This window comes from Mesorhizobium sp. Cs1299R1N3 (assembly GCF_037179625.1).
GTDB lineage: Bacteria > Pseudomonadota > Alphaproteobacteria > Rhizobiales > Rhizobiaceae > Mesorhizobium > Mesorhizobium salmacidum.
Map to the genome: position 1 here is coordinate 100,943 of NZ_JAPYKQ010000013.1, position 12,842 is coordinate 113,784.

The window sequence follows — 12,842 nt, forward strand, 5'->3', positions numbered from 1 at the left end:
ATTCCCACTACGCCGCCGCGCTTCCCCGCCCGGTCAGTTCCCTGAACCACCCCAGTCCGGCTTCCGTCCCCGCCTTCGGCTTGTATTCCGCCCCCACCCAGCCGGAATAGCCAATCCGATCGATATGGTCGTAGAGAAAAGGATAGTTGATCTCGCCCGTCCCCGGCTCGTGACGGCCGGGATTGTCCGCAAGCTGGATATGCGCGATGCGGCCGAGGTTTGCCTCGATTTTACGGGCGAGATCCCCCTCCATGATCTGCATGTGATAGATGTCGTATTGCAGGTACAGGTTCTTCGAGCCGACGCGGTCGATCAGGGCCAGCGCCTGGTCGGAATAGTTCAGGAAGAAGCCGGGAATATCGCGCGTATTGATTGGTTCGATCAGCAGCTTGATGCCGGCCTGCTCCAGCTTCTCCGCCGCGAAGGCGAGATTTCCGGCAAAAACATTTCCAAGCGTATCCCGTGCAATGCCCTGCGGCGCGATGCCGGCGAGGCAGTTGACCTGCCCGCAGCCAAGCGCCTGCGCATAGGTGATCGCCTTGGCAATGCCCTGGCGGAATTCCGGCACGCGATCCGGCAGCACGGCGATGCCGCGCTCGCCCTTGGCCCAGTCGCCCGCCGGCAGGTTGAACAGCACTTGCGTCAGGCCGTTCTTCTTCAGTCGTGCGGCCACCACATCGGGCGCGTGATCATAAGGGCCGATATATTCGACACCCTTGAAGCCGGCGCGGGCGGCGGCATCGAAACGGTCGAGGAAATCATGCTCGCCAAAGAGCATCGACAGATTGGCTGAAAAACGCGGCATTCTTTTTCTCCCTGGAGCATCGGACCCGATGCTCAAACAAAATTAGTCGAGCATCACGATCGCGGTCGGCGCGTCTTCCTGACGTTCGGCAAGGTCCTCGAATTCGGTGATCTTGTCGATCTCGGTGCCCATCGAGATGTTGGTGACCCGTTCGAGAATGAATTCGAGCACGACCGGAACCTGGTGTTCCTTCATCAATCGCTCCGCTTGTTTGAAAGCGCCGGCGAATTCCTCCGGCTTGCGCACCCTGACCGCCTTGCAGCCCATCGCCTCGGCGACGGCGACATGGTCGACGCCGTAACCGGCCTCGGGATCGCCGGTACGGTTGATGTTCTCGAAGGCGAGGCTGACCTCATAATCCATCGAGAAGCCGCGCTGGGCCTGGCGGATCAGGCCGAGATAGGCATTGTTCACGACGACGTGGATGTAGGGCAGCTTGTGCTGCGCGCCGACCGCCAGTTCCTCGATCATGAACTGGAAATCATAGTCGCCAGACAGCGCCACGATGGTGCGTTCGGGATCGGCAGCGCGGACCCCAAGTGCTGCCGGCAGCGTCCAGCCGAGCGGACCGGCCTGGCCGCAATTGATCCAGTTGCGCGGCTTGTAGACATGCAGGAACTGCGCCCCGGCAATCTGCGACAGGCCGATGGTGGTGACATAGGTGACGTCACGGCCGAACGCCTTGTTCATCTCCTCGTAGACACGCTGCGGCTTCAGCGGCACCTGGTCGAAATGCGTCTTGCGCTTCATCGTCTTCTTGCGGCCCTGGCATTCCTTGGCCCAGCCCGACCAGTCGCGCAGCCTGCCCGTCGTCTTCCACTCGGTGGCGACGTCGAGCAGCATCTTCAGCGCCGCGCCTGCATCGGAGACGACGCCGAGATCAGGCGCGAAGACACGGCCTATTTGAGTGGGCTCGATGTCGACATGGATGAATTTTTTTCCCTTTGTATAAACATCGACCGAGCCGGTGTGGCGGTTGGCCCAGCGGTTGCCGATGCCGAAGACGAAATCGGCCTCCAGCATCGTCGCATTGCCGTAGCGGTGCGAGGTCTGCAGCCCGCACATGCCGGCCATCAGCCGGTGGTCGTCGGGGATCGCGCCCCAGCCCATCAGCGTCGGGATCACCGGAACGCCCGTGATCTCGGCAAATTCGATCAGCAGGTCGGAGGCGTCGGCATTGATGATGCCGCCGCCGGCGACGATCAGCGGCTTCTCGGCCGCGTTGAGCATCGCCAGCGCCTTTTCGGCCTGGGCACGTGTCATCGCCGGCTTGAATGGCGCCAGCGGCTCATAGGCATCGATGTCGAACTCGATCTCGGCCAACTGGACGTCGACCGGCAGGTCGATCAGCACCGGACCCGGCCGCGACGAGCGCATCAGATGGAACGCCTTCTGCAGAGCCATTGGCACCAGATAGGGCTCCATGACCGTCACCGCCCATTTGGCGACGGGCGCGGCGATGGCAGCGATGTCGACAGCCTGGAAGTCCTCCTTGTTCAGCCGCGCGCGCGGCGCCTGTCCGGTGATGCACAGGATCGGAATGGAATCGGCCGTGGCCGAATAGAGCCCGGTGATCATGTCGGTGCCGGCCGGCCCCGAAGTGCCTATGCAGAGGCCGATATTGCCTGCCTTGGCGCGGGTATAGCCTTCGGCCATATGCGAGGCGCCTTCGACGTGGCGGGCAAGGACATGGCGGATTGTGCCCCTCGCCTTCATCGCCGAGTACAGCGGGTTGATCGCCGCGCCCGGCACGCCGAAGGCACAGGAAATGCCTTCCTTTTCGAGAACGAGAACAGCGGCATCGACAGCGCGCATCGTGGCCATTTCCAGCCTCCACGAGATGATTGTTGGATGGCTAAGGATGTCACCGGGCCGGCGATTTTTCAATTTTTCCAGAATATTTTTTCATTTCGAGAGAACAGCGATTATCGACTGATTTCGTTCGCTTTTCTCTTTTCCAGGAATTTGCGCTCTGGAATTTCTTGAAAAACTTTTTCATTGCATCTTGGGAGAAACGGCCGAGAATGCCGACCATGGAAACGAACGAAAAACGTCAGCGCGGGCGCCCGCGCTCCTTCAATGGTCCGGCCGAAGCTGCCTCGGTGCAGTCGCTCGACCGTGCCTTGCGCATCCTGGCCATTGTCGCGGAAGGCAGCGGCCTGTCGCTCAGTGAGATATCGGCGCAAAGCGGGCTCGCCGCCTCTACCGCCTACCGCATGCTGACGACGCTCGAAAACCACGGCATGGTCGAATTCGACACGTCAGACCAGCTCTGGTCGATCGGCGTCGAGACCTACCGCATGGGCGCGGCGTTCCTGCGCCGCCGCAAGCTTGTGGACCGTGCCCGCATCGTCATGCAGGAACTGATGGAGAAGACCGGCGAGACCGCCAATCTCGGCGTCGCCGAGGACGACTGCGTGGTCTTCGTCAGCCAGGTCGAGACGCATCAGGCGATCCGCGCCTTCTTCCGGCCGGGCACGCGCAGTCCCTTCCATGCCTCGGGCATCGGCAAGGCGGTGCTGGCGCATCTCGAACCGGAGCGCGTCGGAGCCATCCTGCGCAAGGCGGGCCTGCAGCGCTATACGGACAAGACCCTTTCCGACATCTCCGCGCTCGCCCATGATCTGGCGGCCACCAAGCATCGCGGCTGGTCGGTCGACGACGAGGAGCGCCACCCCGGCATGCGTTGTGTCGCCGCCGCCATCTTCAACGAGTATGGCGAACCGATCGGCGGCGTTTCCGTTTCGGGACCGACGGTACGGGTCACGCCCGACCGACTGGCCGAGATCGGCCCGCTTGTGCGCGACGCCGCGATCCAGGTGACCAGGATGATAGGCGGCGTGGCGGTCAGTTGATCACCAAGCGCATGGCAAGGTGTTTGGAGCTGCATGTCCGACATGGCGCGCGCTGAATAAAGTTGGCCGTCTTGCCGTGGCGCCCGAATGCATGCGACAGGGCGCGAATGAGGACAATAGTTCAGCTTCTGCTTGCCGCTTCGCTTTGCGGATGCGTGGCGACGACGCCACGACCCGATACCGGCGGCCAGCGGGTCAATCCCATCCCGATCTCACTAGCGCTGGAAGAGATCATCACGACCGGTGTCCGCCAGCGCCTGCTGGATCCGGCCTCCGCCAGGTTCGGGACCATGCTCGCCGGCGAGCGAACGCTTGATAGCCGCCAGGAGATCGTGGTCTGTGGTACCGTCAACGCCAAGACCTCGCCTGGCGTCGATGGCGGCGACAAGCCATTCATCGCCAAAGTCTATCCGCAAGCCGCAAGCAGCTTTGAACTGGTCGCGATGGGCGACGATACGGAGGCTGCCCGGCTTCAAATTGGCGGCTCCTGCCGCGCGGCCGGTTTGCCGATCCTCGACCCGAAGACGCACCTCTAGGAAGGCGATCTTCAAACGACGAAGAGGGGCTGCCTCGCAACCCCTCTTTCCTGTCGTCCGCCTCCCCTCAGAGTCGGCAGTAGTGGCTGTAGCCGTCATGGCCGATATAGGTATCGGAATCCGGGTCGTAGCTCGCGTAACGCGCGAAGCAGCGGCGGACGTGCCAGGAACCGCCATCTTCGTCGACGTAGACCGTGCGGGGTTGCTGCTGGGCAAGCAGGCTGCCGAGGACGAAACCGCCAACGCCGGCGGCGATGCCGATGCCGAGGTCGTGGTGATGCGAGTGAGCCGCCGATGGCTGGACGGTGCCGACCAAAGCGGTGGCGGCGACGGTGGTGGCGATGAGGCCGGAAACGAATGTGCGCTTGAACATGATGATCTCCTTGCTTCGTTGACCGAGGCGATCCATCCGCCTCTTGATCATCTGTCGCCGCGGCATTGAAAAAGGTTCGACGGGGTTTGATTTTTTTTCGAGGAAGCTGGGATCCGCTGTCTGAAGGCCGGCGGCGCTCGCCGGCGTTGATCATCCAGATTCCGGCGCTTCAGGCACCTTGCGCCCAATCGCGTCATCGTCCGTAACGGCGACAGATCGATGCAAAAAGGGCGGCCGAAGCCGCCCTTTCCTGGACTGGTTTCTTCAATCACGCCGTCAGGCTGCGCTCAGTAGATGATGATGCGGTGGTGGTGATGACGGTGATGATGATGGCCATAGACCCACCAGTAATCCGGGTAGTCCGGGTAATCCTGGTAGTAGAGGTAGTCGTCGAAATGACGATGATGGTGATGCATGCCATGAGCCGACGAAGACTGGACGGTGCCGGCGAGCGCGCCGGTTGCAACGACGATGGCGACGAAGCCGGAAACGAAACTGCGCTTAAGCATAGTGATCTCCTGGATCCTTTGATCGAGGCGACCATTCGCCCCTGAACCTCAGTCGGCGCGGGCCGGCAAAAGGTTCGACAGGTCCGGAGATTTTTAGGGGGTGGATGGTGGGTGGTAGTGAGTAGTGAGTAGTGAGTAGTGAAATGAAACCACGCCGGACGGCTCACTACCGACTACCGACTACCGACTACCGACTACTGACTACCGACTACTCACTCTCTCACCAGCCCATGCCGGTGATGTGGCGCAGCCAGAAGGCGAGCGCGATGAAGCCGATGATGGTTGTGACGCCCGTCCAGTCGACATTGGCCTTCTTCACATCGTTGATGATCTTCACCAGCAGCATCCAACTGACGAAGATGATGGGGAGAATGATGACAAACCTGACCATGCGAGCCTCGCCCGAGCGATTGCATCCTCATCCTCATGTAGGAAGCGCGTTTGCGGATTTCAGCACGGGCCATGGCATCATCCACCACGGCTGACGCCCAAAAACGGAGTTTTGTCTTTACTGGCGCAACAAATATGCTAACCGGAGCGCCGTGCCCTTGTAGCTCAGCTGGTAGAGCAGCGGTTTTGTAAACCGAAGGTCGGCGGTTCGATTCCGTCCGGGGGCACCACCATTCGCTCTTCGAGCTCCGGGTGGCGGGCCACCCCAAGCCCCTTAGACGCAGGTCCTCCGAAACCCAGTGTGGAGCGATTACGAGCGCCGCCACTCTCTATGAGGCGCTCGCGATTTGGGCCGACACGTTCGTCCTGGTGAACGTATTCCTCACCCTCACAGATTTGTAGACATAAGCAGCCCAGATGCCGACCCCCACAAAAGACGCCAGGGGTGCCACCAGCGCATCTCCTGCAAGCACCTGGTTCACCGGAACGCCCAGAACTGACGAAGTCCAGATCGTATCCAGGACAAAAACGACAGGGATCGCAAGGCACTGAAGCAGAAACAATTGCGGGAACCGGCGGCTTCGCCGCAGCATCGAAACCAGCACAACCAGTTGAAGCGCCAGAAATGCGAGATTGAGGGCAACCTCCCCATACACCGCCAGCGGCCCATTTGGGAGAGTCATGAGTTGCCGGTAGCCGTCGGCCGAATTGGCGAAGTCGGCGATCGTGCGCAGCGGTGACAATGTCTGACCGATCGCCAGCAGCATCAGCCAGCCACCGAAGCCCACAAGAGCCTCAGGATTCTGTGACGGCTTCGCGGCTGATCGAACAGCGAAGAAAACAGGCACGCCGATCAGCAGCAGCACGATCGCCCAATGCCAGATGGAAAACGTCCCCATTTATTCCCCCTCCTTTTTATACCCTTTTAAGTTGTATCAGATTTCAAATTCAACTCAAGGGCTGAATTTTTCGTAGACAACGATACCGAAGCGACGATTTCTCCTGCCTGTTCCCTCACACCCCGATCGCCGCCACCAATATCCTGCTCTGTCCCGGAAGCGGCCGGCTGCCATCTGCGGGAACACTCCTGAGAAACGGCTAGCGCATCAAGTCAAAATGCCGTGGAAAGGCCTGGTACAGCAGCAGCAGCAGCATGGTCTTGCGCAGCACGTCGGTGTCGCGGCCGGACGGGTTGAGGTGATCCCAGTACCACGCCCCGTGAACGAGGTAATTCTGTCGGCAGGAAAACAAAAACGATGTGCACCAGGCGATCGGCGCCCCCTCAACCCAGAAATCTGCCGGTCAATGCGGCGCAGCGCTCGTTTCCCAGGGCAAGGGAAACGGGATCCATTTCAGATCCGAAGCCTTCCATCGGTGCTTTTATCGACGCCGCAGTTGCAACGATCGACCTTGTCCGGCCTCACGCCGCCGGATGAGCGGCAAGCGCCGCCGGGCGTCGGCGAAGACTCGCTTGGTGCTGGATCGATGAGCCTATCTTGGCGGCCTACAGCGCTCTTTGGGGGCAAGGCATCCCGGCGGCATCACCGCAGCGTGAGGCCGTGGGGACCGGTCTGGCGCTCATTTGTTCCGACTGGCGCACCAGTTCGGCGAAGACAAGCGCGAAACTTCCCAACATGACAAAGACGATGATCAGGCGTGCTACCGGCAATATGTCGGCCTCGTCTGGCTGGCGCATGTCCGCTGGCATCAGGATCCGCGGGATCACGCGCACAAATCTAAAGTGCCGCAGCGTCCTTTGCGTCCCGAAGGATAAGGTAGATGCTGCGGGCGCCCCACGCCACCCATGCCGGCTAACATGATCGGTCCGGCTTTACGAGACCTTAAGCCCGGCCTTAACCATCACATTCGGTCGCGCCACGACATCAACCGCGACCGCCCCGTGCGGCGGCACTGCCGCACCGTCGCTTCGTGAACCGGCAGAGGCTCTCTTTGCAGACCCGCCCGCCTCATGCTACCCCGGCGCTGGCGCGGCCGGAACCTGCCGGCGCCAATCGGTCGCGATCGGGAAGCCATGAGCACAGCCAACAGCATCGCTTTCGTCTCGTCCGAGACAACAGACGCCAAGGCGGCGCTGGAGAGCCTGTCGGGGCGCTATGGCCAATGTTCGGTCGCCGAGGCGACTGTCGTGGTGGCGCTGGGTGGCGACGGCTTCTTGTTGCAGACCTTGCGCGACACGATGGGTACGGGAAAAAAAGTCTACGGCATGAACCGTGGCACAATCGGCTTCCTGATGAATGAGTACCGGTCCGGAGGACTGACCGAGCGCATCGCGGCCGCGGTCGCAGAAACGATCCGCCCGCTGGAGATGCTGGCAACCACCTCGGATGGCGAACAAGTCACGGCGCTGGCGATCAACGAAGTTGCGCTGTGGCGTCAATCCTATCAGACGGCCAAGATCCGCATCAGCGTCGATGACCAGATACGGCTCGAGGAACTGAACTGCGACGGCGTCATGATCGCGACGCCGGCCGGATCGACCGCATATAATCTTTCCGCGCACGGCCCCATCCTTCCGCTCGACGCGCCCCTTCTGGCTCTCACGCCGGTCAGCCCGTTTCGTCCGCGACGCTGGCGCGGCGCATTGCTTTCCAACAAGGCGACCGTGCGCTTCGACATTCTGGAGTCGGAAAAGCGGCCGGTGAACGCAGCCGCCGACCACACGGAGGTCAAGGCAGTGACCTCGGTCACGGTACGGGAATCGCCGACTGCCACCGCGACTTTGCTATTCGATCCCAACCATTCCTGGAACGAACGCATCCTGGCCGAACAGTTCCGTTACTGAGCCGGCACAGAGACAAGCGGCCGGATTAAGCATCGCGATTAAGGTTACAACTTCACAATCGCGCCAATCCTGCCCGTTTCTGTTGACAAATCGTGGGCTTGCGCCTAATCGCAATACCAATCTTGCAGGCGCGTGGCGCTTGCCGCGACGAATGACGTTGCGCTTCCCCGAACCAGCCAAAGACAGCAACACTTGTCCTCAGACACGACGATCGCTCAAGAAGCGTTGACCTTTTCAGACCTCGGCCTATCGCCGAAGGTGCTTTCCGCAGTCACCGATGCCGGCTACACCCAGCCGACCCCGATCCAGGCTGGCGCGATCCCGCACGCCTTGCTCGGCAAGGACGTGCTGGGCATTGCCCAGACCGGCACCGGCAAGACCGCCTCCTTCGTGCTGCCGATGCTGACCCGGCTCGAAAAGGGCCGCGCCCGCGCCCGCATGCCGCGCACGCTGATCCTGGAGCCGACGCGTGAGCTTGCCGCGCAGGTCGAAGAAAACTTCGTCAAATACGGCAAGAACCACAAGCTCAACATCGCGCTGCTGATCGGCGGCGTGTCGTTCGACGAGCAGGACAAGAAGCTGGAGCGCGGCGCCGATGTGCTGATCGCTACGCCAGGCCGTCTGCTCGACCACCGCGAGCGCGGCAAGCTGCTGCTCAACGGCGTCGAGATCCTCGTCATCGACGAGGCCGACCGCATGCTCGACATGGGTTTCATTCCCGACATCGAGCGCATCTGCGAGATGATCCCGTTCACCCGGCAGACGCTGTTCTTCTCGGCGACCATGCCGCCAGAGATCACCAAGCTGACGGAAAAATTCCTGCATGCGCCGGTGCGCGTCGAGGTCTCCAAGGCCGCGTCGGCGGCCACCAACATCATCCAGCGGCTGGTCAAATCGGGTTCGAAGCCTTGGGACAAGCGCGAAACGCTGCGCAACCTGATCAAGGCCGAGGACGCGGAGCTGAAGAACGCGATCATCTTCTGCAATCGCAAGATCGAGGTTTCGGAGCTGTTCCGCTCGCTGCTGAAATATGATTTCGACGCCGGTGCGCTGCATGGCGACATGGACCAGCGCGCGCGCATGCAGATGCTGGCCAATTTCCGCGACGGCAAGCTGCGCTATCTCGTCGCCTCGGATGTCGCCGCGCGCGGCCTCGACATTCCCGATGTCAGCCATGTCTTCAACTACGACGTGCCGATCCATGCCGAGGACTATGTCCACCGCATCGGCCGCACAGGCCGCGCCGGGCGCTCGGGCAAGTCCTTCACCATCGCGACCAAGTCCGACACCAAATATATCGACGCCATCGAACGGCTGATCGGCACCAAGATCGAGTGGCATGACGGCGACCTGTCGACGGTGGTTGCCAGCGAAGGCGAGGACGATGCTCCGCGCCGCGGCAAAGGCGCGCCGCGCCGCGCCGGCCGCAAGGACGAGGACCGCAGCGACAGGGGCGGACGCAAGAAGGGCGGCGAGCGTCGCGGCAGACACAGCGAGGAAGATGCAGCGACCGCGGTTGCTCAACCGCAGCCCGATGTGGCCGAGACGGCCGATATTGTCGAACGGCGCGCGCGCAAGGATGCAATCCGTTCGGAAAACACCGAACGCAAATCATCCGACCGCAATGAGCCGCGCGCACCTGAGCGTGGTGACACCAGGCCGCAGCGCAGCAACAACCGCCCTGCCCGCCACCATCAGGAAGACAACGACACCACAGTCGGCTTCGGCGACGACATGCCGGCCTTCATGCGCATCGTCGCCAAGGTCTGATTCCAGCCAGCAAGCCGGCTACCCGGCTTGCCTCCTTTTTTGCCCTGCCGCCAAGAGCAATTCGAGGAAAAGCCGCCTGGCGCTTTTCCGTCCGGAATTGCGTGGAAACGAAGCATTGGCGCGGTTCAGCAATTCTATTGGACGCTGGTCCGCTCCAGGTTACATCGGCCCGGGCATCATCTTGGTCGGTTTCTCCAGCATCGGAAACTCGGCCTTGTCGCATTTCACCTTCGGATTCGTCGGACTGAACATGCCGTTCGGATTGTCATCGAGCCAGGCGTGAAGATCGTAGTGGACGAACTCCCTCGGGATCAGCGGGTAGTGCCCCTCCATCGGGCCCATGAAGGTTTGACCAAACAGCTTTGGTGGCTCCTTGACGTCCGGGGTCAGCGGCACCAGCCACTCCACCCCAACCAAATGCAGGCCTTTTTTCGTTGGTTCGTAGATCAATACATTGGGATGCATCGGATCTAGTTTCTGGCCGACACTTGGAACGTTGACGAAATGGATGCCCATGGCGCCCTTCGGATAATTCATGGAGCCGGGTATCTTTTCTCCGCTGTAATAGACGCAGCCGACTGTCGACAGGTAGAGATCGCGGACGGCGGCGGTGTAGTCCTGATATTTGGCGAGCGATTTCTTCAACGCGTCGATGTCGGCCTTGTTGGCGTCCTCGGCATGAGCCGTGGTGAGGCCTAACCATGCACCTACGACGCTTGTCAAAGCGAGGACGCCGCAGCGCCCAAGACTGGCTGTTCTTGTCATGCATTCCTCCCAGATTTCATGATCTGGCCGTGCAAGACCGAGGCGGCAAAGATGTCGATTGCGCGGCCGATTAAACCGCCCCATCCCCTCTGGAACAGCGTCGATGCTAATCCTTTCCACGGCTGCGGAAAAGCACTTATTAGATATTGCTAATTTTATTTGACCACCGTCATGAAACCGGGCGCCAAAATACGCCTGGATAAAAAACGGCCCCCATGGGAGCCGTTTTTCGCATGAGACGCGATTCTGCTCAGGTGAGCGGCGAAAGCTGGATCTCGACGCGGCGGTTCTGGGCACGGCCCTCGGCGGTCGCATTGGACGCGACGGGCCGCGTCTTGCCAAATCCGGTGACGGCGAAGCGGCGCTGATCGACGCCCTGGCCGGACAGATAGTTCGCGACCGCCAGTGCACGGCGCTGCGACAGATCGAAATTGTGCTGGTCGCCACCGGTCGAATCGGTATGGCCGAAAACGTCGACCGTGGTCTGCTTGAACTTCTTCAACACCAGCGCCACCGAATTCAGCACCTGGTAGAAGCCGGGCTTCACCGCGTCCTGGTCGGTGTTGAAGGTGATGTCGGACGGCATGTTGAGGATGATCTGGTCGCCGCTACGGGTGACGCTGACGCCGGTGCCCTCGAGCTGCCGGCGCAATTCAGCCTCGTTCTGGTCCATGGTGGCGCCGATCGCGCCGCCTGCCAGCGCGCCGATGCCGGCGCCGATCAGCGCATTGCGGCGGTCATTGCCGCCGGCAAGCAGACCAAGGCTGGCGCCTGCCAGAGCGCCAAGACCCGCCCCCGCGGCCGTGTTGGAAATCTTCTGGTCGCCCGTATACGGATCGGTGGTGGTGCACGCGGTCACGAGCAGAGCCGTCGCCATAACGACGAGCACGGTCTTCTTCATAGGATGGTCCCTCTCCAAGTCACGCCTTACGATGGCGCCAAATCAGCCCTTGTCGCGACTTGTACCATGAAATGCGGCGAAAAACGGAACGGGAAAAGTGCCCGTCGCGGCTTTTCCCCCGGGTCCGTTGCGCATCGAAGCACCTGGACGGGTTACCAAAGATTCTTGCCGTCAATGACCACCACTTCGACCTTGTCGAGATCGAAGTCATCGAGCAGCCGCGAGTTGACGCTGATCTTTGGATTGTCGAAATCCGGCTCGCCGGTCGACCAGTCCGGCGTTTCGGTGAAGGTGCCGCAGCCGCAGGTTGCGCAAAAACCATGCTTTACGGTCTTCGAGCCCCATTGGTAGAAGGAAACGTTCTTCAGCGGCGTGATGAGCTTGAACTGGGACGGGGTGTAGTAGGCCCAGAGCGAGCCGCGTTTCGAGCAGAACGAACAGGTGCATTGTGTCACCGTCCGCGGCGCCTCCGACACCTCGAATATCGTCGCCTTGCAGTGGCAGCTTCCCTTGATGGCCATGAACATCACCTCTCCATTGTCCGTCGCCCAAGCGGCAAGGCACCATAAAGAAGCGATCCTGACAACCGTCCGTCAGCAGACGCGTCTGCCGAATGGCGTTGGCCGCCGGCGCAGCATCAAAAAGAGCGCGGCGGCACGAACAGGCATATCGTCTTGCCGGCGTCGAGACCGGCCTGATGAGCGCACCAGTGAAACTCGCCGTCAGGGCTGTCCTTGATGCGCTTGTCCGTCATGGGAACCACCTCGCCGGTGCCGGCGATCACGTAGCCCTCGGGTTTCTCCAGAACCTCGCCGGTATGCGTGGCCCGACAGTCATAGTTGGCGCAGCAGGCGAATGGATAACTCCAACCCTGCGGCTTTGCCGCCGTGGGCTTGGCGTCATGAGCAAAGGCAGCTGGCGCGAACATCGCGATCACGCCGACGGCGAACAGGGAAAACATAAGTCGGCCGACCGGTTGAACGGCTCGGGCCGATCTGGGCGTGGCAGCGGACATAGGACGTTCCTTTCGAGCGTCAAGCATTTCGCCTGCCCGTTCCCGGAACGTTTCTTCCCAGTGGCCGGATCGTCAGGTCGCAGATATGCCGCGTCCGGCCATAAATGCTTTTTGTCTCCC

General features: G+C 61.3%; 15 protein-coding genes and 1 tRNA gene. 5 read left to right on the top strand and 11 right to left on the bottom strand.

The window, feature by feature from the left end; translation table 11 throughout:
* Positions 1–7: 7 nt before the first annotated feature.
* Together otnI and gcl are read right to left on the bottom strand one after the other, a co-directional pair.
* Complete coding sequence (gene otnI, locus O7B34_RS24060) at positions 8–805, bottom strand: 2-oxo-tetronate isomerase (protein WP_337148392.1); 798 nt, start codon at positions 803–805, stop codon at positions 8–10.
* A gap of 42 nt (positions 806–847) precedes the next feature.
* Positions 848–2,629, bottom strand: a complete 1,782-nt coding sequence (gene gcl, locus O7B34_RS24065) for a glyoxylate carboligase (protein WP_337148393.1) — start codon at positions 2,627–2,629, stop codon at positions 848–850.
* A gap of 209 nt (positions 2,630–2,838) precedes the next feature.
* Here gcl and bhcR point away from each other — a divergent pair, with 209 nt between their 5' ends.
* Together bhcR and O7B34_RS24075 are read left to right on the top strand one after the other, a co-directional pair.
* Positions 2,839–3,660, top strand: coding sequence for an HTH-type transcriptional regulator BhcR (gene bhcR / locus O7B34_RS24070; RefSeq protein ID WP_337148395.1), 822 nt, complete (start codon positions 2,839–2,841; stop codon positions 3,658–3,660).
* A 107-nt stretch (positions 3,661–3,767) separates the two neighbouring features.
* The gene (locus tag O7B34_RS24075) at positions 3,768–4,196 is read left to right on the top strand and encodes a hypothetical protein (protein ID WP_337148396.1); all 429 of its coding nucleotides are present in this window, start codon (positions 3,768–3,770) and stop codon (positions 4,194–4,196) included.
* 67 nt (positions 4,197–4,263) lie between these two features.
* Here the strand turns inward: O7B34_RS24075 and O7B34_RS24080 are convergent, their stop codons facing one another.
* From O7B34_RS24080 to O7B34_RS24090, 3 genes are all read right to left on the bottom strand, one after another.
* The gene (locus O7B34_RS24080) at positions 4,264–4,569 is read right to left on the bottom strand and encodes a BA14K family protein (RefSeq protein WP_337107188.1); all 306 of its coding nucleotides are present in this window, start codon (positions 4,567–4,569) and stop codon (positions 4,264–4,266) included.
* A 287-nt stretch (positions 4,570–4,856) separates the two neighbouring features.
* On the bottom strand, positions 4,857–5,078 hold the full coding sequence (locus O7B34_RS24085) for a hypothetical protein (RefSeq protein WP_337148397.1): 222 nt from the start codon (positions 5,076–5,078) through the stop codon (positions 4,857–4,859).
* A 220-nt stretch (positions 5,079–5,298) separates the two neighbouring features.
* On the bottom strand, positions 5,299–5,469 hold the full coding sequence (locus O7B34_RS24090; RefSeq protein ID WP_337107190.1) for a hypothetical protein: 171 nt from the start codon (positions 5,467–5,469) through the stop codon (positions 5,299–5,301).
* 153 nt (positions 5,470–5,622) lie between these two features.
* On the opposite strand from O7B34_RS24090, the gene O7B34_RS24095 reads away from it, so the two are divergent.
* A tRNA-Thr gene (locus O7B34_RS24095) sits at positions 5,623–5,698 on the top strand.
* A 99-nt stretch (positions 5,699–5,797) separates the two neighbouring features.
* On the opposite strand, the gene O7B34_RS24100 is transcribed toward O7B34_RS24095, so the two are convergent.
* Complete coding sequence (locus tag O7B34_RS24100; protein WP_337148398.1) at positions 5,798–6,367, bottom strand: DUF2569 family protein; 570 nt, start codon at positions 6,365–6,367, stop codon at positions 5,798–5,800.
* A gap of 199 nt (positions 6,368–6,566) precedes the next feature.
* On the bottom strand, positions 6,567–6,719 hold the full coding sequence (locus tag O7B34_RS24105) for a hypothetical protein (RefSeq protein WP_337148400.1): 153 nt from the start codon (positions 6,717–6,719) through the stop codon (positions 6,567–6,569).
* A gap of 781 nt (positions 6,720–7,500) precedes the next feature.
* On the opposite strand from O7B34_RS24105, the gene O7B34_RS24110 reads away from it, so the two are divergent.
* Both O7B34_RS24110 and O7B34_RS24115 read left to right on the top strand, forming a co-directional pair.
* Complete coding sequence (locus O7B34_RS24110) at positions 7,501–8,271, top strand: NAD kinase (protein ID WP_337148401.1); 771 nt, start codon at positions 7,501–7,503, stop codon at positions 8,269–8,271.
* A gap of 192 nt (positions 8,272–8,463) precedes the next feature.
* Positions 8,464–10,041 carry a DEAD/DEAH box helicase gene (locus O7B34_RS24115; RefSeq protein WP_337148402.1) on the top strand — a complete coding sequence of 526 codons (1,578 nt, stop codon included), beginning with the start codon at positions 8,464–8,466 and terminating at the stop codon, positions 10,039–10,041.
* Positions 10,042–10,200: 159 nt separating this feature from the next.
* Here O7B34_RS24115 and O7B34_RS24120 read toward each other — a convergent pair whose 3' ends face one another.
* The 4 genes from O7B34_RS24120 to O7B34_RS24135 all read right to left on the bottom strand — a co-directional run bounded on the left by O7B34_RS24120 (position 10,201) and on the right by O7B34_RS24135 (position 12,722).
* Positions 10,201–10,806: a hypothetical protein gene (locus O7B34_RS24120; protein WP_337148403.1), complete on the bottom strand. Its 606-nt coding sequence runs from the start codon at positions 10,804–10,806 to the stop codon at positions 10,201–10,203.
* 250 nt (positions 10,807–11,056) lie between these two features.
* Positions 11,057–11,707, bottom strand: a complete 651-nt coding sequence (locus O7B34_RS24125; RefSeq protein WP_015318025.1) for an OmpA family protein — start codon at positions 11,705–11,707, stop codon at positions 11,057–11,059.
* A 152-nt stretch (positions 11,708–11,859) separates the two neighbouring features.
* Positions 11,860–12,228 carry a GFA family protein gene (locus O7B34_RS24130; RefSeq protein WP_337148434.1) on the bottom strand — a complete coding sequence of 123 codons (369 nt, stop codon included), beginning with the start codon at positions 12,226–12,228 and terminating at the stop codon, positions 11,860–11,862.
* Positions 12,229–12,344: 116 nt separating this feature from the next.
* A complete protein-coding gene (locus O7B34_RS24135; protein WP_027146856.1) occupies positions 12,345–12,722 on the bottom strand; it encodes a hypothetical protein in 378 nt (125 codons plus the stop codon).
* Positions 12,723–12,842 lie beyond the last annotated feature (120 nt).

Coding starts and splice junctions, on each gene's coding strand:
- otnI (WP_337148392.1), bottom strand. CDS start 805: ATGCCGCGTTTTTCAGCCAATCTGTCGATGCTCTTTGGCGAGCATGAT.
- gcl (WP_337148393.1), bottom strand. CDS start 2,629: ATGGCCACGATGCGCGCTGTCGATGCCGCTGTTCTCGTTCTCGAAAAG.
- bhcR (WP_337148395.1), top strand. CDS start 2,839: ATGGAAACGAACGAAAAACGTCAGCGCGGGCGCCCGCGCTCCTTCAAT.
- O7B34_RS24075 (WP_337148396.1), top strand. CDS start 3,768: ATGAGGACAATAGTTCAGCTTCTGCTTGCCGCTTCGCTTTGCGGATGC.
- O7B34_RS24080 (WP_337107188.1), bottom strand. CDS start 4,569: ATGTTCAAGCGCACATTCGTTTCCGGCCTCATCGCCACCACCGTCGCC.
- O7B34_RS24085 (WP_337148397.1), bottom strand. CDS start 5,078: ATGCTTAAGCGCAGTTTCGTTTCCGGCTTCGTCGCCATCGTCGTTGCA.
- O7B34_RS24090 (WP_337107190.1), bottom strand. CDS start 5,469: ATGGTCAGGTTTGTCATCATTCTCCCCATCATCTTCGTCAGTTGGATG.
- O7B34_RS24100 (WP_337148398.1), bottom strand. CDS start 6,367: ATGGGGACGTTTTCCATCTGGCATTGGGCGATCGTGCTGCTGCTGATC.
- O7B34_RS24110 (WP_337148401.1), top strand. CDS start 7,501: ATGAGCACAGCCAACAGCATCGCTTTCGTCTCGTCCGAGACAACAGAC.
- O7B34_RS24120 (WP_337148403.1), bottom strand. CDS start 10,806: ATGACAAGAACAGCCAGTCTTGGGCGCTGCGGCGTCCTCGCTTTGACA.
- O7B34_RS24125 (WP_015318025.1), bottom strand. CDS start 11,707: ATGAAGAAGACCGTGCTCGTCGTTATGGCGACGGCTCTGCTCGTGACC.
- O7B34_RS24130 (WP_337148434.1), bottom strand. CDS start 12,228: ATGGCCATCAAGGGAAGCTGCCACTGCAAGGCGACGATATTCGAGGTG.
- O7B34_RS24135 (WP_027146856.1), bottom strand. CDS start 12,722: ATGTCCGCTGCCACGCCCAGATCGGCCCGAGCCGTTCAACCGGTCGGC.